At 59.5% G+C, this 20,181-nt stretch carries 13 protein-coding genes; 5 read left to right on the top strand and 8 right to left on the bottom strand.

What is annotated here, in order from left to right; translation table 11 throughout:
- Positions 1-57 precede the first annotated feature (57 nt).
- Genes ABIE59_RS08210 through ABIE59_RS08195 form a run of 4 tightly spaced genes read right to left on the bottom strand, consistent with a single transcriptional unit; the run spans position 58 to position 6,887 of the window.
- A complete protein-coding gene (locus ABIE59_RS08210) occupies positions 58-3,375 on the bottom strand; it encodes a transglutaminase family protein (protein WP_354445903.1) in 3,318 nt (1,105 codons plus the stop codon).
- A gap of 35 nt (positions 3,376-3,410) precedes the next feature.
- Complete coding sequence (locus ABIE59_RS08205) at positions 3,411-4,349, bottom strand: alpha-E domain-containing protein (protein WP_354445901.1); 939 nt, start codon at positions 4,347-4,349, stop codon at positions 3,411-3,413.
- 1 nt (position 4,350) lies between these two features.
- Positions 4,351-5,811 carry a circularly permuted type 2 ATP-grasp protein gene (locus ABIE59_RS08200; RefSeq protein ID WP_354445899.1) on the bottom strand — a complete coding sequence of 487 codons (1,461 nt, stop codon included), beginning with the start codon at positions 5,809-5,811 and terminating at the stop codon, positions 4,351-4,353.
- Between the two features lie 14 nt (positions 5,812-5,825).
- Positions 5,826-6,887, bottom strand: a complete 1,062-nt coding sequence (locus tag ABIE59_RS08195; protein WP_354445897.1) for a zinc-binding metallopeptidase family protein — start codon at positions 6,885-6,887, stop codon at positions 5,826-5,828.
- A gap of 223 nt (positions 6,888-7,110) precedes the next feature.
- On the opposite strand from ABIE59_RS08195, the gene ABIE59_RS08190 reads away from it, so the two are divergent.
- Both ABIE59_RS08190 and pntB read left to right on the top strand, forming a co-directional pair.
- Positions 7,111-8,688, top strand: a complete 1,578-nt coding sequence (locus ABIE59_RS08190; RefSeq protein WP_354445895.1) for a Re/Si-specific NAD(P)(+) transhydrogenase subunit alpha — start codon at positions 7,111-7,113, stop codon at positions 8,686-8,688.
- A gap of 12 nt (positions 8,689-8,700) precedes the next feature.
- On the top strand, positions 8,701-10,092 hold the full coding sequence (pntB, locus tag ABIE59_RS08185; RefSeq protein WP_354445893.1) for a Re/Si-specific NAD(P)(+) transhydrogenase subunit beta: 1,392 nt from the start codon (positions 8,701-8,703) through the stop codon (positions 10,090-10,092).
- 87 nt (positions 10,093-10,179) lie between these two features.
- Here pntB and fba read toward each other — a convergent pair whose 3' ends face one another.
- The 4 genes from fba to tkt form a co-directional block, all read right to left on the bottom strand.
- Positions 10,180-11,244: a class II fructose-bisphosphate aldolase gene (gene fba, locus ABIE59_RS08180; RefSeq protein ID WP_354445891.1), complete on the bottom strand. Its 1,065-nt coding sequence runs from the start codon at positions 11,242-11,244 to the stop codon at positions 10,180-10,182.
- Positions 11,245-11,466: 222 nt separating this feature from the next.
- Positions 11,467-12,627, bottom strand: a complete 1,161-nt coding sequence (locus tag ABIE59_RS08175) for a phosphoglycerate kinase (protein ID WP_342631030.1) — start codon at positions 12,625-12,627, stop codon at positions 11,467-11,469.
- 128 nt (positions 12,628-12,755) lie between these two features.
- Positions 12,756-13,784, bottom strand: coding sequence for a type I glyceraldehyde-3-phosphate dehydrogenase (gap, locus tag ABIE59_RS08170; protein WP_354445889.1), 1,029 nt, complete (start codon positions 13,782-13,784; stop codon positions 12,756-12,758).
- Positions 13,784-15,784, bottom strand: coding sequence for a transketolase (gene tkt, locus ABIE59_RS08165; protein WP_354445887.1), 2,001 nt, complete (start codon positions 15,782-15,784; stop codon positions 13,784-13,786). Before tkt ends, gap begins: the two co-directional genes overlap by 1 nt.
- 235 nt (positions 15,785-16,019) lie before the next feature.
- On the opposite strand from tkt, the gene ABIE59_RS08160 reads away from it, so the two are divergent.
- The 3 genes from ABIE59_RS08160 to ahcY all read left to right on the top strand — a co-directional run bounded on the left by ABIE59_RS08160 (position 16,020) and on the right by ahcY (position 20,172).
- On the top strand, positions 16,020-17,021 hold the full coding sequence (locus tag ABIE59_RS08160; protein WP_354445885.1) for a metalloregulator ArsR/SmtB family transcription factor: 1,002 nt from the start codon (positions 16,020-16,022) through the stop codon (positions 17,019-17,021).
- A 96-nt stretch (positions 17,022-17,117) separates the two neighbouring features.
- Positions 17,118-18,308 (top strand): methionine adenosyltransferase, encoded by a 1,191-nt coding sequence (gene metK / locus ABIE59_RS08155; RefSeq protein WP_354445883.1) that lies wholly within the window; start codon positions 17,118-17,120, stop codon positions 18,306-18,308.
- Between the two features lie 469 nt (positions 18,309-18,777).
- Positions 18,778-20,172 (top strand): adenosylhomocysteinase, encoded by a 1,395-nt coding sequence (gene ahcY, locus ABIE59_RS08150; RefSeq protein WP_354445881.1) that lies wholly within the window; start codon positions 18,778-18,780, stop codon positions 20,170-20,172.
- The last annotated feature ends 9 nt before the right edge of the window (positions 20,173-20,181 follow it).

The raw sequence follows: 20,181 nt of genomic DNA, 5'->3' as shown, positions 1-20,181 counted from the left end.
GAAGCATAGCCGCTTTATACGCCCCGGAGCCAGCATCAAACAACGACTTCAGACATATTATTTGTGATATCTGAGGTCCAGGGTAAACGGAAACTCCCGATGCTCCGGAACCGGCCTCAGGGGCTGTTGCCCGGAGCTGTGTCCCATTCGGAAAAAACGCGCCATTCGCCGGCCTTCGGCTTCGAACGAGTTCACCGGCAGTGTCTCGAAATTCCGGCCCCCGGGGTGGGTCACGTGATATTCACAGCCTCCCAGGCTGCGTTCGTTCCAGGTATCCACGATATCGAACACCAGCGGGCCATCCACGCCAATGGTCGGGTGCAGGCACTGAGATGGCTGCCAGGCCCGGTAACGAATGCCGGCGACCGATTCGCCGACCATGCCGGTAGGCTGGAGCGGCAACGGCACCTGATTGCAGGTGACCTGATAACGATCCGGCGCGGCGCCACGAACCTTCACCTGCAGCCGCTCGAGGGAGGAATCCACATAGCGGGCGGTGCCGCCAATGGCGCCATGTTCACCCGTCACGTGCCAGGGCTCCAGGGCAGATCGCAGCTCAAGGGTTATCCCTTTGACTTTGTAGTCACCAATCCTGGGGAACCGGAACTCGAAGTGCGGGGCAAACCATTCGCTCTCCAGCGGGTAGCCCTGCGCTTTCATATCGTCGATCACATCCTCGAAATCCTGCCACACATAATGCGGCAGCAGGAACCGGTCGTGCAGCTCGGTACCCCAGCGCACCAGCCCGCTGGGCTTGTAGGGCTGCTCCCAGAATCGTGCAACGAGCGCCCGCAAGAGTAATTGCTGGGTCAGGCTCATGCGTGCGTGAGGCGGCATCTCGAAGGCCCGCAATTCCAGCAGGCCGTGACGCCCACCCGGGCCGTCCGGAGAATAGAGCTTGTCGATACAGAATTCGGCCCGGTGGGTGTTGCCGGTCACATCCGTGAGCAGGTCACGGAGCAGTCGATCAACAACCCATGGCACGACTTTTTTGCCCACCGGGCATAACCGCTCCATCTCCTTGAAGGCCAGCTCCATTTCGAACACGTGATCGTTGCGGGCCTCGTCGATGCGCGGAGCCTGGGAGCTGGGACCGATAAACAGCCCCGAGAACAGGTAAGACAGGCTGGGATGGTTATGCCAATAGCTGATCAGGCTGCGCAGTAGGTCCGGGCGGCGCAGGAACGGCGAATCCTCGGCCTTGCGTGACCCCAGCACGAAATGGTTACCGCCGCCGGTACCGGTATGGCGGCCATCCATCATGAATTTCTCGGAGGTCAGGCGGCACTGGTAAGCATCGGCATACAGGGATTCAGTCTGCTCCACCAGTTCGTCCCAGGTGGCCACCGGCTGCACATTCACTTCGATCACGCCGGGGTCCGGGGTGATCCGGAAGTGGTTCAGTCGTGGGTCTGAGGGCGGCTCATAGCCTTCCAGCAATACGGGTTGCTCCATCAAGGCAGCCGTTTTCTCAATGGCGGTCACCAGCGCCAGGTAGGGCTCAAGCTCGGCCAGGGGCGGCATGAATACCCGCAGTATGCCCTCCCTGGCCTCCACGCACAGGGCGGTACGGACCACCTCCGGAGAAGACGTCCCTTTTGCAGGCGCCTTCTGTTCACTCACCTCCGGCTCCGCCCCGGGCTCGACACGCTGTCCGCGGCTGTTCCACTGGCCGATTTCTTCGTTTTTTGCCAACGGGCCCCGGGGCGCAAATGGATCCTGCGGGTGGATCCATGGGTAATCCGCCTCCGCCACCCAGGGCTGGCTGTCCAGGGGCAGGCGGTGACCCATGGGGGAGCCGCCCGGCACCAGGTAACAGCGCTCACTGCGCAGGAACCAGGGGCCCGTTTCCCACGTCTGTTCCTTTTCGGAGACCCGCAGGGGCAGCACGTAGCCAACGGGCTCATCCAGCCCCCGGCTGAAAATCTGCTGTAGCTGTTTCCGCTCCAGGGCATTGTCCAGGCGGGAGTCGAAGGGATCGACGTTGACCGGCAGGCGCCGCTCGCGCCAGAGGTAATAAAAGGCGTCCTCAAAAGCCGGGAACACTTGCCTGGTATCGAGGCCCAGCTCACGGGTCAGGCCCCGGATAAAGCGCTCGGCCGCCTCCGCCGTGGCTCCGCTGTCAGTGCGTTCGTCCGCCAGCCAGCGCTCGTCCTGCCAGATGGCTTCGCCGTCCCGACGCCAGAAGCAGTTCAGGGACCACCGGGGCAGCGGTTCGCCCGGATACCATTTACCCTGGCCAAAATGGACCAGCCCGCCGGCGCCATAGCGCTCCCGCATGCGATGGTACAGTTCGATGGCTTTCCTGCGTTTGGTGGGGCCCATGGCCTCGGTGTTCCACTCCGGCTCGTCCCGGTCGTGGTTCGCCACAAAGGTGGGCTCGCCGCCCTGGGTCAGGCGCACATCAAGCTCGGTCAGTCGCTGGTCCACCTCATGGCCCAGACCCACGATGCGTTGCCACTGCGCTTCGGTGTAGGGTTTGGTGACCCGCGGTGCTTCCCAGATACGCTGGACGCCCATCTGATGTTCGAATTCGACCTCGCAATCCTCCACCATGCCGGTAATCGGCGCCGCGGAGGATGGATCCGGGCTACACGCCAGGGGAATATGCCCTTCTCCGGCAAACAGACCGGAGGTGGGATCCAGCCCCACCCAACCGGCGCCCGGCAGAAAGACTTCGCACCAGGCGTGCAGATCGGTGAAGTCTTCCTCGGCACCCGAAGGGCCGTCCAGCGCTTTCTGGTCCGCCTTCAGCTGAATCAGGTAGCCGGATACGAACCGCGCCGCCAGCCCGAGATGCCGAAGCGTCTGAACCAGCAACCAGGTGGAATCCCGACAGGATCCGGAGCCTTTTTTCAGGGTCTCTTCCGGAGTCTGCACACCGGGCTCCATGCGGATCAGGTAGTCGATCCGATCGGCAACACGCTGATTCACACCCACCAGGAAATCCACGCTGGGTGTTTCCTTGCGATCTATGGTCGCCATCCACTTACGGAATTCCGGTGTTTCCGGCAGTTTCTGCAGATACGGTGCAAGCTCCGCCGTCTGCCATTCCTCATAGTCGAACGGAATGGTCTCTGCCCGGGGCTCCAGGAAGAAATCGAACGGGTTGATTACGGCCATCTCGGCAACCAGGTCCACCGTGATCTTCAGCTCGCCGGTTTTTTCCGGGAACACCAGGCGGGCCAGATAGTTTGCCTGCGGGTCCTGTTGCCAGTTAAGGAAATAACCTTCTGGCTCCACCTTCAGCGAGTAGCTCAGGATCCGGGTTCGCGCGTGCGGACAGGGGCGCAGCCGAATGATCTGCGGGCCCAGTGTTATCGGGCGCTCGTAGCGATAGTGGGTGGTGTGGCTCAGGGCAACATGAATCGACATGGAACCTATCTCGCAGGCGAATAAAATGGGGAGTTTCAGGCTGTCTCGTAGACAGGAAACCAGGTCTCTACAATGTCCTCGTGAAGCTCACCGATCTCCAACTGCAGGTTTTCCAGGAACAGAATGCCCTCATCCTTGCGGATCAGTGCATCCACATCGCCCTCACGGGTGTGGCGTACCGCCTGCAAAGCCGTTCGTAACGGAATTTCGTTCCTCGGCAGGCGACCGAGAGCGTTGGCCACCTCGGTAAGGCTATGCAGCACGGACCTGGGGAACGGTTCATTCTGCAGCAGAAAGCGAATAACCTGGGGCCCGCTGACCTTGCGCCGGACATTGTGACGGTACATCTGGAAGGCGCTCTGATACCGCAAGACACTGGTCCACACCAGTCCGCCATAGGTTTCGGTGCCATCCCAGCCATCCAGGAACTGCAGGGCGCCCACTTCAATCTGCCGGGTGGCCATATCTGCCCGCTCGAGGTTACGGCCAACCCGGATAAAATCGTACCCGGTATCGTGGCTCATACACCCGGCCAGCAGACCATTGAGCATCTGGCAGCGGCCCACGATCTCGTTCAGGAATTCGTATCTCGCCCGTTTACCAATCCCCTGGTCTATATGCTCCTGAACATAACGGTAAAGCTCGTTGATCACCTCCCAGGCATCGGTCGGAACCTGATCCCGAGTCGTACGGACATTCTCCCGGGCGGCTTTGATGCAGGAAGCTATGGAACTCGGATTGTAAGCATCCGCGATCAGAAACTTCACGCAGTTGCGTTCATCAGCCTTCTGATGATGCTGATCAAACAACGCGCCCATGCCGGTAACCTCCACCAGCCCCTTCCAGGACAATTCGGTTTCCCTGGGCATGTCCAGTGCAAGGGAGTTAAAGGCCATGATCATTCGTGCGTTGTTCTCGGCCCGCTCGAGGTATCTGGCCATCCAGTACAGTCGTTCCGCTACGCGTGACAGCACATCAATTCTCCTCGTCCACGATCCAGGTATCCTTGCTTCCCCCGCCCTGAGAGGAATTCACCACCAGGGAGCCTTTGCGCATGGCCACTCTCGTAAGCCCGCCAGCAGTCACATAGGTTCTAACGCCCTGCAGCACGAAGGGCCTCAGGTCCAGATGACGGGGGGCCAGGCCCTCGTCGCACAAAGTTGGAGCGACAGACAGGCTGAGCGTGGGTTGGGCGATGTAATTGCGCGGGTTTTTCTTGATCAGGCGTGCAAACTCGGTACGCTGTTTCTTGGTGGAATGCGGCCCCACCAGCATGCCGTAGCCCCCGGACTCATTGGCTGGCTTGACCACCAGTTCATCCAGGTGTTCAAGCACATACTCCTGATCCTGTTTGTTCACACACATATAGGTGGGCACGTTCGGGATGATCGGCTCCTCATCCAGGTAGTAGCGGATCATGTCCGGCACAAAGGCGTAGATGACTTTGTCATCGGCCACGCCGGCACCGGGCGCATTGGCCAGGCCAACCTTGCCATTGCGCCAGGCCCGCATCAGGCCCGGCACGCCCAGGGTGGAATCGGCACGGAATTCCTCCGGGTCCAGAAAATCGTCATCAATGCGCCGGTAGATCACATCCACCCGCTCAAGCCCTTCCACTGTCCGCATGTAGACACAGTCGTCCTCGCCAACCACCAGATCGGCACCTTCCACCAGTTCGGCACCCATGCGCTGGGCCAGAAAGGAATGCTCGAAATAGGCGGAGTTGAAAATACCCGGAGTGAGTACCGCAATTCTTGGATGATCCTGAGGCCTGGGAGAAATCGACGCCAACATATCGAACAGCTGGTTGGTGTAATCATCCACCGGCAGGATGCTGGTGTTTTCGAACAGTTCCGGGAACACCCGTTTCGTCAACTGGCGGTTCTCCAGCATGTAGGACACACCGGAAGGAACCCGCAGGTTATCCTCGAGAACATACACTTTGCCGTCTTTGTCCCTCACCAGATCCGAGCCGCAGATGTGCGCCCAGACTCCCAAGGGTGGCGTGAAACCCCGGCACTGTTCGCGGAAGTTCTTGGAGTTGGCGAACACATACTTGGGGATCACCTTGTCCTTGACGATGTTCTGGTCGTTGTAGATGTCGTTGATGAACATATTGAGGGCCGTCAGGCGCTGCGCCAGGCCCTGCTCAATGGTTTCCCACTCCCGGAGCGAGATCACCCGGGGAATGATGTCAAAAGGCCAGGCCCGGTCGATATTCTCACCCTCGCTGTAGATGGTGAAGCTGATACCCATCTCCAAAATGGCCAGTTCGGCAGCCTGTTGTCGCGCCTGGATCTCTTCAGAACCAAGATTGCCAAGGTAGTCAGTAATCGCCGTGGCCGCGCGCCTGGGCTTGCCTTTGGCAGCGATCAACTCGTCGTAGAAGTCGTTGGGATCGTAGTTTTTCCAGTCAATCGTTTTATTCTTTTTCATTCAGGATCCTTTCATTAACCACCGTGAGCGATTCTGTGCACCAGTCGGAGCTTTTCCACCACCGGAGGCGGAAGCACAAAGGGGTAGGCGTCCTCATGCCCCATGCTTCGGTTCAGGCTGTTGAGCGCAAGTGTCAAAGGCAGCCAATGCTTTATCAGCGCATCGAAATCGTCAGCCCGATAGGGGTCAAACGCAGGATCCGGTTCGCTGTCCATCGGCGGGCTCTGCACGGCATTCAAACGCATCCCGAACTGCCAGGCAGTTTCCAGTGTATCCACCATATGCAGGTAATGTGCCCAGGTTTCAGCCCAGTCTTCCCAGGCATGGCTGCTGGCATAGGCGCTGATGTACCAGCTTTGCCAGTCACCGGGCGGGCCGCACTGATAATGCTGGTCCAGGGCTTGCCGATAGTCCCTGGCATCATCACCAAACAGCTCCCTGACTCTCCCCAACCATGGACCACTCCGGACCAGCAGATCCCAGTAGTAATGGCCGGATTCGTGACGAAAATGCCCCAAAACAGTGCGGTAAGGCTCAGCCATCTGGCTTCGCATCCGCTCCCGCTCCACCGGGTCCGCCTCGGCAATATTCATGGTGATCACGCCATTGGCATGGCCAGTTTTGACCTTCAATCGTTCATCAAACACGGCCGGCTGATCGGCGAGAAAATCGAACGCCAGCCCGAACTGATCTTCATTCCGGGGCTCGCAGGGCAACTGGAGGCGCAACACTGAATATACAAGGCGCCGCTTCTCTTTCTCGAGGCGCCGCCAGAGATCGTTGTTTTTCTGGATACTCAGGTCGGGGATGGTGCGATTCAGGCGACAGGCAACGCAGAAGCTGTGGGGATCGGTTTCAGGAATCAGCCAGTTACAGGCTCGCTGATTCTGATAATTGCCACACAGCCGATAGAGGTTACCACTGGCGACACTCGCCCAGGTGGCATGGCCTTCGGGCTCGATTGCCAGCAAGTCCATAACATCCGGAGCAAAGCCCAGATCCGCCCCGCAACTGGTGCAACGACTGTTTTCGAAATAAAGCAGATTGGCGCAACGGCCGCAGTGAAACAGCTTCATTGGAGGGCATCCTTGGCCAACATCGGCAAAACCATGCCTTCAAGTATTGGCCATCCAGGCCAAAACGCAAACAATCCTCGATACAGGTACGAACGCTCTCCGGATCCTCAGTAAAGCCCGAGCCCTTGTTCGGGAGTAGCTGGGCGAGCGAATCTGACAACCTGCACTAGTATGTAGGTATCCAGAGAACTGATTGATCGGGAAATCCGGAGGCAAACCAATAATGAAAATCGGTATCCCCAAGGAAATCTTTGAAGACGAGCGGCGGGTGGCCGCAACGCCGCCCTCCGTTCACAAGTTAATCGGACTTGGTTACGACGTCATCGTCGAAGGCGGCGCCGGCGAGGCAGCGAACTACTCCGACGCCGCCTATGAGAAAGTGGGTGCGGCCATCGCCGCTGACACCACCATGTTGTGGAAAGAATCCGATTTTATCCTGAAAGTCCGGGCGCCCATGGAGCATCCGGCCCTGGGCAAACACGAAGCGGATCTGATGAAGGAGGGCGCGTTTCTGGTCAGCTACATCTGGCCGGCCCAGAATCCGGACCTGCTCGAGAAGCTGGCCGCCCGAAAGATCACGTCTTTTGCCATCGACAGCCTCCCCCGCATCAGCCGCGCCCAGAAGATGGACGCCCTCAGTGCCATGGCGAATATTGCCGGCTATCGGGCAGTGATCGAAGCGGCCAATCACTTCGGGCGGTTCTTTACCGGTCAGGTCACTGCCGCAGGCAAGGTGCCACCGGCGAAAATCATGGTCATCGGTGCCGGCGTGGCAGGCCTCGCGGCGATCGGCGCGGCCAACAGCATGGGCGCTATCGTGCGGGCTTTCGATACCCGTCTGGAGGTGAAGGAACAGGTCGAGAGCATGGGGGCCGAGTTCCTGGTTCTGGACTTCGATGATGAGGATGGCAGCGGCAGCGGCGGCTACGCCAAGCAGATGAGCGACGAGTTCATCAAGGCGGAGATGGCGCTGTTTGCAGAGCAGGCGGAAGAGGTGGATATCATCATCACCACCGCCCTGATTCCCGGCAAACCGGCACCGAAACTGATCACCGCCGAGATGGTGAAATCCATGAAGCCCGGCAGCGTGATTGTCGACTTGGCGTCCGAGCGGGGTGGTAACTGCGAACTGACCGAACCCGGCAAGGTGGCCCATCATCATGGCGTCACCCTGATCGGCTACACCGACTTGCCAAGCCGGATGGCCAAGGTGGCCAGTGATCTGTATGCCACAAACCTGGTGCACCTGCTCACCGAGCTCACGCCTGAGAAGGACGGCCAGCCAGTGGTGAACATGGATGACGAAGTCATCCGTGGCCTGACGGTCGTGCACGAGGACGACATCACCTGGCCACCCCCAAAACCGGAATCGCCGGTCAGCCCCAAACCGGCACCGGGCACCGAGGAGCCTTCAGCCGAAGCAAAAGCCGCCGCCAAAAAGAAGGCCGACCGCCGCAGCGTGATCGGTAAGAGCGTGCTGTTCGTGGTCACCGCACTGGCACTCTACGGAGTCGGTGCCCACGCGCCGGAAAGCTTCCTGCAACACTTCACCGTGTTTGTGCTGGCCTGCTTCATTGGCTGGCAGGTGATCTGGAACGTTACGCCTTCCCTGCATACACCCCTGATGAGCGTCACCAATGCCATCAGCGGCATCATCGTGATCGGTGCCATTCTGCATCTGGCCCAGGCGGAGAATATTGCCGTCGGCATCATGGCCTTTGTCGCGGTGCTGATTGCCAGCATCAACGTGGGCGGCGGCTTCCGGGTCACCCATCGCATGCTCAAAATGTTCCGCAAGTAGGAGACGCCCGATATGAGTACCGGACTGGTGAGCGTGGCCTACGTGGTCGCAAGTATCTGTTTCATTCTCAGCCTGGGTGGCCTTAGCCACCAGGAATCGGCTCGGCGCGGTAATCTCTATGGCGTCGCCGGCATTATCATCGCGGTGGGGGCCACCCTGGCCAGCGTGGATGGGGGCATCAACGCCATTGTTATTGCGGTGTTGCTTGGCGTCGGCATTGGTATTCCCATCGCCAACAAGGTGGAAATGACCCAGATGCCGCAGCTGGTGGCCCTACTCCACAGTTTCGTGGGCCTGGCAGCGGTGCTGGTGGGCTTCTCCGGCTATATCGAGCCGTTGATTGCCACCTCCGGCACCGAGCACACCATCAAGCTGGTGGAGATATATTTGGGCATTTTCATCGGTGCCATCACCTTCACCGGCTCACTGGTGGCCTGCGGCAAACTGGACGGCCGAATCGACAGCAAGGCACTGACCCTGCCCGGCCGGCACCTGATGAACCTGGCAGCGATCATTGTCTGCGTGTTCCTCGGGGCATGGTTCCTGGGTACCGAGAGCATGGCCCTGGGCATTGTCGCCCTGATCCTGATGACCATCATCGCCTCGGTCCTCGGCATTCACCTGATCATGGCCATCGGCGGCGCCGACATGCCGGTAGTGGTTTCCATGCTCAACAGCTACTCCGGGTGGGCCGCCGCTTCCATAGGTTTCATGCTGGGCAACGACCTGCTGATTGTTGTGGGTGCCTTGGTGGGCAGTAGCGGTGCCATTCTCAGCTACATCATGTGCAAGGCCATGAACCGCTCGTTCATCAGCGTGATTCTTGGTGGCTTCGGCCAGACCAGCAGCAGTTCGGCGGCCGCCGATTCCGACCAGACCGTGCACGAATCCAGTGTCGATGACGTCTGTGAGGAACTGCGCAACGCCCAGTCGGTGATCATCGTGCCCGGTTATGGCATGGCGGTGGCCCAGGCCCAGAATGGCGTCAGCGAAATGACCAAGATCCTTCGGGACCGGGGCGTCAACGTGCGCTTCGGCATCCACCCGGTGGCCGGCCGCCTGCCGGGGCATATGAACGTGTTACTGGCCGAGGCCCACGTGCCCTATGACATCGTGCTGGAAATGGACGAGATCAACGACGACTTCCCGGACACCGACGTAGTCCTGGTGATCGGCGCCAACGACACGGTGAACCCAGCCGCCGCCGAAGACCCGGGCAGCCCGATTGCCGGCATGCCGGTGCTGGAGGTCTGGAAAGCTCACCAGGTGGTGATTCTCAAGCGGGGCATGGCCACCGGTTATTCCGGGGTGGAGAACCCGCTGTTCTTCAAGGACAACGCCCGTATGTTGTTCGGGGATGCCAAGGAAAGCATCGACAAGCTGGTGGGAGGATTGCGGGGCTGAATTGGCACTACCTGAACCATCATCAACGGGTGGTTTTCACCAACCCAAGAAAAAAGCCCCCGACTCGCGGGGGCTTTTTTGTGCAGCTTACTTAACCTTAGGGTCCAGCTCGCCAGCCTCATAACGCTCGAACATCTGCTCGAGGTTCAGTGGCTTGATCTTGCTGGCCTGGCCGGCGCAGCCGAAGGCTTCGTAGCGGGCTACGCAGATATCGGTCATGGCAACCATGGTGGCCTTGAGGAATTTGCGCGGGTCGAATTCGGCCGGGTTCTGGGCCATGAAACGACGAACAGCACCGGTACTGGCGAGACGCAGGTCGGTGTCGATGTTGACCTTGCGAACGCCGTGCTTGATGCCTTCGACGATTTCTTCAACCGGCACACCGTAGGTTTCCGGGATCTCGCCACCAAATTCGTTGATGACCTTCAGCCATTCCTGGGGTACGGAGCTTGAGCCGTGCATGACCAGGTGGGTATCTGGAATGCGCTTGTGGATGGCTTTGATTTGCTCGATGGCCAGGATGTCACCAGTCGGCGGACGGGTGAACTTGTAGGCGCCGTGGCTGGTGCCGATGGCGATGGCCAGGGCATCCACGTGAGTCTTCTTGACGAAGTCTGCAGCTTCTTCCGGGTCGGTCAGCATCTGGCTGTGGTCCAGGGTACCTTCGGCGCCGATGCCGTCTTCTTCACCGGCCTGGCCGGTTTCGAGGGAGCCCAGGCAACCCAGCTCGCCTTCTACGGACACACCACAGGCGTGGGCCATTTCGACGGTGCGACGGGTGACGTCTACGTTGTATTCGTAGCTGGTCGGGGTTTTGCCGTCTTCACCCAGTGAGCCGTCCATCATGACGGAGCTGAAGCCGAGCTGGATGGAGCGCTGGCACACGGACGGGCTGGTGCCGTGGTCCTGGTGCATAACCACCGGGATGTGCGGCCATTCTTCGATGGCGGCCAAGATGAGGTGGCGCAGGAAGGGTGCACCGGCGTATTTGCGGGCACCGGCGGAGGCCTGGACAATCACCGGGGAGTCGGTTTTGTCGGCGGCTTCCATGATGGCGCGCATTTGTTCGAGGTTGTTTACGTTAAAGGCTGGCACACCGTAACCATGCTCGGCGGCGTGGTCCAGAAGTTGCCGCAGCGATATCAGGGCCATGGGTTGTCTCCTTCGTTGACTTTTTGAGGTTTGAATTCTGTTCGTTTCAGACTTTTGAGTCTGCTGCGGAGGGTGGGGTAGGTCTTTCGCGGAACCGCTACGAGCACATCCATGTGCGCTTCTCTCAGGCCATCCCTGGCCTTCGAAATTCCGCGAAAGACCTACCCCACCCTCCTTGCGATTCTGGCCCTGTGCGGGTTTCTCTCAGAATCGCTTTGTTGATTACGCTCCGCGCTCTTCCAGTACGGCTACTGCCGGCAGGGTTTTACCTTCCACGAATTCCAGGAACGCGCCGCCGCCGGTTGAGATGTAGGAGATCTTGTCAGCTATGCCGTATTTGTCAACGGCCGCGACGGTGTCGCCGCCGCCTGCCAGGGAGAAGGCGTCGCTTTCGGCGATGGCTTCAGCCAATGCTTTGGTGCCGTTGCCGAACTGGTCGAATTCGAATACGCCGACCGGGCCGTTCCACAGGATGGTTTTGGCGCTCTTGAGCAGGTTGGCGAACTGGCCGGCGGTTTCCGGGCCTACGTCGAGGATCATGTCGTCGTCGCTGACGTCTGAGATGTTCTTGACGGTTGCGGTGGCGGTTTCGGCGAATTCGCTGGCGACCACTACATCAACCGGCAGCGGAATCTCCACGCGGCTGGCGATGTCTTTGGCGGTGTCGACCAGGTCGTGTTCGCACAGGGATTTGCCTACCGGGTGGCCAGCGGCCGCCAGGAAGGTGTTGGCGATGCCGCCGCCGACGATGATCTGGTCACACACTTTTTCCAGGGCGTTGAGTACGTCCAGTTTGGTGGAGACTTTGGAGCCACCGACGATGGCAACCACTGGCTTGGCCGGGTTGTCGAGGGCTTTGCCGAGGGCTTCCAGTTCGGCCGCCAGCAGCGGGCCGGCGCAAGCTTCGGGGGCGAATTTGGCAACACCGTGGGTAGAAGCCTGGGCGCGGTGGGCGGTGCCGAAGGCGTCCATTACGTAGACGTCGCACAGGGCGGCGTATTGTTTGGCCAGGTCTTCGTTGTCTTTCTTTTCGCCTTTGTTGAAGCGAACGTTTTCGAACAGCACCACTTCGCCGTCGGCGACTTCAACGCCGTCGAGGTAGTCTTTGATCAGGCGCACTTCCTGGCCCAGCAGGGTGCTCAGGTGCTCGGCAACCGGCTTCATGGAGGAGGCTTCGTCGTATACGCCTTCTTCGGGGCGGCCGAGGTGGGACATCAGCATGACTTTGGCGCCGGCGTCTTTGGCGGCTTGGATGGTCGGCAGCGAGGCGCGGATGCGGGCGTCGCTGGAGACTTTGCCGTTTTTGACCGGTACGTTGAGGTCTTCACGAATCAGAACCCGCTTGCCGGCGAGGTTCAGGTCAGTCATTTTTTTGATGGCCATAATCAGGTTCCGTAGTTATGGGTTCACAGATTCAAATAGTTAAATTTGGGTGGGGTCTGACCCCGTTCGGGGTCAGACCCCTTTGTATCCGTCGGGGCTGGGTGAAAGGTCAGGCCCCTTTGTAGCCTTCAGGTTTTGGTTAGCCACGCCTGGCTGACATCCAGCATCCGGTTGGCGAAGCCCCATTCGTTGTCGAACCAGCAGAGTACCTTCACCATGGTGCCGCCGGTGACTCGGGTCTGGCCGCCGTCTACCACGCCGGAATGGGCGTCGTGGTTGAAGTCAGAACTGGCCAGCAGTTCGTCGGTGTAACCGAGGATGCCTTTCAGGCCACCCTTTGCGGCGTTCTGCAATAGCTGGTTCACCGCTGTTACATCGGTGGCCTCGCGTACATTCACCACCATGTCTATAGCAGAGACATTGAGTGTTGGCACGCGCATGGCAACCGAGCTGAAGCGACCTTCCATATGGGGTAACAAACGCTCTATGCCACGGGCCAGGCCTGTGTCTACAGGTACGATATTATGAAGCGCGCTGCGGGTGCGGCGCAGGTCCTGGTGGTGGTAGGCATCGATCACCGGCTGGTCGTTCATGGCGGCGTGAATGGTAGTGGTACTGCCCTGCTCCACACCGAAGGCGTAGTCCAGTACCTTGATCACCGGCACCAGGCAGTTGGTGGTGCAGGAGCCCGCAGCCACAATCACATCCTCAGCATTCAGTTGGTCGTCGTTGATCCCGAACACCACGGTGCGGTCCACATCGGATTCGCCTGGCTGGGAAAACAGCAGGCGTTGGGCGCCAGCCTGAATGTGTTTCTCCGCTGTGGCGCGGTCGGAGTACGCGCCAGAGCATTCCAGCACCAGGTCTACGTCCAGCAAACGCCAGGGCAGGTCACTTGGGTCCGGGTGGCGCAGCACCCGGATGCGATCGCCGTTGACTACCAGGTTATCGCCATCCACCGCCACCTCACCGTGAAACCGCCCGTGGGTAGAGTCGTATTTGGTGAGATGAGCAATGGTGTCGATATCCGACAACTCGTTGATCGCGACCACCTGCAGATGGTCGCGATAGCCGTTTTCATAGAGTGCCCGCAACACGCACTGGCCTATGCGGCCGTACCCGTTGATGGCGATGCGAAACGGCGTTGAGTTGGTCATCAGGCGTCCAGCAGTTCGTCAGCCACTTCCAGGATGTTTTCGACGGTAAAGCCGAATTCCTTGAACAGCTCGCCAGCCGGCGCAGACTCACCGAAGGTGGTCATACCCACAACACGGCCGTCCAGGCCAACGTACTTGTACCAGTAATCAGCAATGCCGGCTTCGATGGCGATGCGGTTGGTGACTTCCAACGGCAGCACCTGTTGCTTGTACTCGGCGCTCTGGGCATCAAACACATCGGTAGACGGCATGGACACCACGCGCACGGCCTTGCCCTGCTCGCGCAGCTTGGCGGCAACGTCCTGAGCCAGGGCCACTTCAGAACCGGTGGCAATCAGGATCAGCTCCGGGGTGCCTTTGCTGTCAGACAGCACGTAGCCACCCTTGGCAACGTTGGCCAGCTGCTCCGCGTCGCGCTGCTGGTGCGGCAGGTTCTGACGGGAGAACACCATGGCGGTGGGACCGTCGTTGCGCTCGAGGGCGGCTTTCCAGGCTACCGCCGATTCCACGGTGTCGGCCGGGCGCCACATGCTCATGTTAGGCGTGGTGCGCAGGCTGGCCATCTGCTCAATGGGCTGGTGCGTGGGGCCGTCTTCGCCCAGACCAATGGAGTCGTGGGTGAAGACAAAGATGGAGCGCTGCTTCATCAGAGCGGCCATGCGTACCGCGTTGCGGCAGTATTCCATGAAGATCAGGAAGGTGGCGCCGTAGGGAACAAAACCGCCGTGCAGGGCGATGCCGTTCATAATGGCGGCCATGCCGAACTCACGCACACCGTAATAGATGTAGTTGCCGGAAGCGTCGTCTTTGGTCACGCCTTTGCAGCCAGACCAGATGGTCAGGTTGGAACCGGCCAGGTCGGCGGAGCCACCCATCAGTTCCGGCAGCAGCGGGCCATAGGCGTTCAGGGTGTTCTGGGAAGCCTTACGGGAGGCAATGGTGTCGCCCTTGTCCTGACACTCCTGGATATAAGCCTGGGCTTTCTCGGCGAAATCCGCCGGCAGCTCGCCGGCCATACGGCGCTTGAACTCAGCAGCCAGTTCCGGCTCGGCTTTTTCGTAGGCGGCGAATTTCTCTTCCCACGCTTTCTGGGCAGCGGCGCCTTTTTCTTTGGCATCCCAGGCTGCATAAATTTCAGACGGAACGTCGAACGGACCGTGCTGCCAGCCCAGCGCTTCCCGGGTCAGGGCGATTTCATCGTCGCCCAGGGGGGCGCCGTGGCAATCTTCCTTGCCCTGTTTATTGGGGGAACCAAAGCCAATGATGGTCTTGCAGCAGATGATGGTGGGCTGATCGGTATTGGCACGGGCCGCTTCAATGGCGGCACGAATGGCGTCGGCATCGTGGCCATCCACGTTCGGAATAACCTGCCAGCCGTAGGATTCGAAACGCTTGGGCGTGTCGTCGGTGAACCAGCCTTCTACCTCACCATCAATGGAAATGCCGTTGTCGTCGTAGAAGAACACCAGTTTACCCAGGCCCAAAGTACCGGCCAGGGAGGCGACTTCGTGGGAGATGCCTTCCATCAGGCAGCCATCGCCCAGGAAGGCGTAGGTGTAGTGGTCAACAATCTCATGCCCCGGGCGGTTGAACTGGACCGCCAGGGATTTCTCGGCCAATGCGAAACCCACGGCATTGGCAATGCCCTGCCCCAGCGGGCCGGTGGTGGTCTCGATGCCCGGGGTGTAGCCGTATTCCGGGTGGCCCGGAGTCTTGGAGTGCAGCTGACGGAAGTTCTTGATGTCGTCAATGGAAACGTCGTACCCGCTCAGGTGCAGCAGCGAATACTGCAGCATGGAACCGTGGCCGTTAGACAGCACAAAACGGTCACGGTTGGCCCACTGAGGGTTGGCCGGGTTGTGGCTGAGGTAATCGTTCCACAGTACCTCGGCGATATCCGCCATACCCATGGGCGCACCCGGGTGGCCGGACTTGGCTTTCTGAACCGCATCCATGCTCAGCGCGCGAATGGCGTTGGCGAGATCTTTACGGGACGACATTGACTATTCTCCAGTGTTTTTCAGGAAAAGAATTCAAGCTGCAAAAACTGCTCAAAAAGAAGGCGCGTATTTTCGCCGATTACGGTATGCCGGGGCAAATCCATATGTAGTGGTTTTCCGATGGCGGCGGCACAAACTCACCAAAGCAACTGATTTCACAAAGCCATAAATCTATATCAAAAATTTTTGATATGGCTATTGATCGACCAACCATTCCCCCCTACACTTGCCAACCATGACCTCACTCAATGCACATGCTAACGAATTGTCCTCCGTGGACACCCTGGCACCGATCTTCAAGGCGAGCGGAGACCCCCTGCGCCTGGAGATCCTGCGGGTGCTGCGCCGTGACACCTTCGGCGTGCTTGAGCTGAGCCAACTGTTTGATATGCGCCAGTCTGGCATGAGCCATCACCTGAAGGTGATGAACAAGGCCGGGTTGCTGGAACCCCAGCGCGAAGGTAACGCCATTTTCTACCGCCGCCCCCTGCATCTGGACAGCGACAAACTGGCAGACCAGGCCATTCGGCAGATTTTCGAAACGGTAGACCGCGTGCCCTTGCCTCTGCAGTTGGAAGAAAAGATTGAAGCAATACGGGAGCAGCGGGCGGAGCAGTCACAAGCGTTTTTCTCCCGGCACTCGGAACAGTTCCGGGAACAACAGGAACTTATTGCAGCCTTTGACTTGTATGCCGAGCCCACAGCAGAGCTGATCCGCAAGCGCACGGCCCGGCAAGAATGGCGCAGTGCGCTGGAAATCGGCCCCGGCGAAGGGGCGTTCCTGCCCGTGCTGTCAGCCCTGTTTGAACATGTGGTGGCCCTGGATAACAGCAAAGACATGCTGGCCAAGGCCACCCGCACCTGTATAGATGAGCGTTTGAATAACGTGGATCTGATTGACGGCGTGACCGACACCCTGCTGGCCCGGGGCGATGCCTTTGATCTGATCGTCGCCAACATGGTGCTGCACCATGTGCCCAGCCCGGCGGACATCTTTCTGGATGCGGCGGCACTGATGAACAGCGGGGGCTGCTTTGTCGTCAGTGACTTATGTAGCCATGACCAGGACTGGGCGAAAGAGAATTGCGGCGACCTCTGGCTTGGCTTTGAGCCGGAAGAACTGACCGCCTGGGCCGCTGACGCCGGCTTAAGCGCCGGAGAACAACTGTTTATTGGCCTGCGCAACGGTTTTCAGGTGCAGGTACGGGAATTCTGGAAAACGTCCGCAACGGCCTGAGGCCCGCGCGGACACTGAAACATCAAAAAACTTTGATATTGTCGTACGTAGAAATACGTACACTGACTTTGAAAACGCTCACAAAGGAGCACCGCTATGTCTGACTACAACATCTTCACTTCCGAATCGGTCTCTGAAGGCCACCCGGACAAACTGGCCGACCAGATTTCCGATGCGGTACTGGACGCCATTCTGACCGACGACCCGCACGCCCGTGTGGCCTGCGAAACCATGGTCAAGACCGGTGTTGCCATCGTCGGCGGTGAAATCACCACCAGCGCCTGGGTAGACCTGGAAGACCTGGTGCGCGGTGTGATCAAAGACATCGGCTACACCTCCTCTGAAGTGGGTTACGACGGCGACACCTGCGGTGTGATCAACATCATCGGCAAGCAGTCTGTCGACATCGCCCAGGGCGTTGACCGCCAGAAGCCGGAAGACCAGGGCGCAGGCGACCAGGGCCTGATGTTCGGCTACGCCAGCAACGAAACCGACGTACTGATGCCGGCGCCGATCACCTTCTCCCACCGTCTGGTGCAGCGCCAGGCCGAAGCGCGCAAGAGCGGTCTGCTGCCGTGGCTGCGCCCGGACGCCAAGAGCCAGGTCACCTGCCGCTACGAGAACGGCCAGGTGGTCGGTATCGATGCCGTGGTTCTGTCCACCCAGCACGATCCTGATGTCACCCAGGCGGACCTGAAAGAAGCCGTGATGGAGCTGATCGTCAAGCACACCTTACCGGCCGAACTGTTGCACAAAGACACCCAGTTCCACATCAACCCGACCGGCAAGTTCGTGATCGGCGGCCCGGTGGGCGACTGTGGCCTGACTGGCCGTAAAATCATCGTAGACACCTACGGCGGCATGGCACGCCACGGTGGCGGTGCGTTCTCCGGCAAAGATCCGTCCAAGGTTGACCGTTCCGCCGCCTATGCCGGCCGCTACGTGGCCAAGAACATCGTCGCCGCCGGCCTGGCCGAGAAATGCGAGATCCAGGTCTCCTACGCCATCGGTGTAGCCCAGCCGACCTCCATTTCTTTGAACACGTTTGGCACTGGCAAGATCAGCGACGACAAGATCATCGACCTGGTGCGCGCGCACTTCGACCTGCGCCCGTATGCGATCACCAACATGCTGGACCTGCTGCACCCGATGTACCGGGCCACTGCAGCCTACGGCCACTTCGGCCGCGACCCATACGAGATGACCGTTGGCGGCGAGACCTTCACCGCGTTCCCGTGGGAGAAGACCGACCGCGCTGCGGCTCTGAAGGATGCCGCGGGCATCTGACGAATTTGGGTCTGACTCCTTGAGTTGGGCCCTATTTTGGCCCAGCCCGCCACCGTCTGGGGGTGGCGGCGCTGAGGTAAGTCCTTCGGGGACACGCTACAAGCACATCCATGTGCGCTTGTTTCGGGCCGTCCATGGCCCTCAACAGTCCCCGAAGGACTTACCTCACCACCGCTTTGCAACATCGGTGAGGGCTTATCCAGAAAAAAGGCCTTAAAAATTGCTGTACCTGAGGCCTGAAACAGATTGAGCGGCGTAGAAAAGACCGCATACGCCAAATGTTAAAACGAGGGAGTGGGGTTTTGCTTTCGCGGAATTTCGAAGGCCAGGGATGGCCTGAGAGAAGCGCACATGGATGTGCTCGTAGCGGTTCCGCGAAAGCAAAACCCCACTCCCGCGGCACCCAAATCATGCGGCCAGAGGATCACGAACTCCGAAGGCCAAAGCAGACTGACAGGAGAACACCCAAATGAGCACTCCGGCAGAAAAACTGACCACGTTTGAAGACTACAAAGTCCGCGACATCACCCTCGCCGACTGGGGTCGCAAGGAAATCAAAATCGCCGAAGGCGAAATGCCCGCCCTGATGAAACTGCGCGAGAAATACAAAGCCGAGCAGCCGCTGAAAGGCGCCAACATCATGGGCTGCATCCACATGACCATCCAGACCGCCGTGTTGATTGAAACACTGGTCGAGCTGGGCGCTAACGTGCGCTGGTCATCGTGCAACATCTTCTCCACCCAGGACCAGGCCGCAGCCGCCATCGCGGCGCAAGGCATTCCCGTGTTCGCGTGGAAAGGTGAAACTGACGAAGAATACGAATGGTGCCTGCACCGCACCGTAGGTGCAGACGTGGACGGCTGGCAGCCGAACATGATCCTGGACGACGGCGGCGACCTGACCGAGCTGCTGCATAACGAATACCCGGAAATCATCAACAACGTGCACGGTGTCACCGAAGAAACCACCACCGGCGTTCACCGCCTGCAGGAAATGCTGCGTGACGGCACCCTGAAGATCCCGGCGATCAACGTGAACGATTCGGTCACCAAGTCCAAGAACGACAACAAGTACGGCTGTCGCCACAGCTTGAACGATGCCATCAAGCGCGCCACCGACCACCTGCTGTCTGGCAAGAAAGCGCTGGTGATCGGTTACGGTGACGTAGGTAAAGGCTCTGCCCTTTCCCTGCGTCAGGAAGGCATGATCGTAAAAGTGACCGAAGCCGACCCGATCTGCGCCATGCAAGCCTGCATGGACGGCTTTGAAGTGGTGTCTCCGTACATCGATGGCATCAACACCGGCACCGAGCAGGGCATCAACACCGAGCTGCTGGGCACCACTGACCTGCTGGTAACCACCACCGGTAACGTCAACGTGTGCGACGCGAACATGCTGAAGGCCCTGAAGAGCGGCGCCGTAGTGTGCAACATCGGCCACTTCGACAATGAAATCGACACCGCCTACATGCGCAAGAACTGGGAGTGGGACGAGGTCAAGCCGCAGGTGCACGTGGTGTACCGCGACAAGGCCGCCAACGACCACCTGATCCTGCTGTCCGAAGGTCGCCTGGTGAACCTGGGCAACGCCACCGGTCACCCGTCCCGGATCATGGATGGCTCCTTCGCCAACCAGGTGCTGGCTCAGATGTACCTGTTCGAGCGCAAGTTTGCCGACCTGCCGGAAGAGTCCAAGGCCAAGGGCGTTTACGTTCAGGTTCTGCCCAAGCAGCTGGACGAAGAAGTGGCCCGCGCGATGGTGGAAGGTTTTGGTGGTGTGATCACCAAGATGACGCCGGACCAGGCGAAATACATCGGTGTGCCGGTCGAAGGCCCGTACAAGCCGGAAAGCTACAGGTACTAAGCGGAAACG

It is taken from the genome of Marinobacter sp. MBR-99, assembly GCF_040547575.1.
Taxonomy (GTDB): domain Bacteria; phylum Pseudomonadota; class Gammaproteobacteria; order Pseudomonadales; family Oleiphilaceae; genus Marinobacter.
The sequence above is the reverse complement of the archived record's forward strand: the minus strand, read 5'-3'. Positions and strand labels throughout refer to the sequence as shown.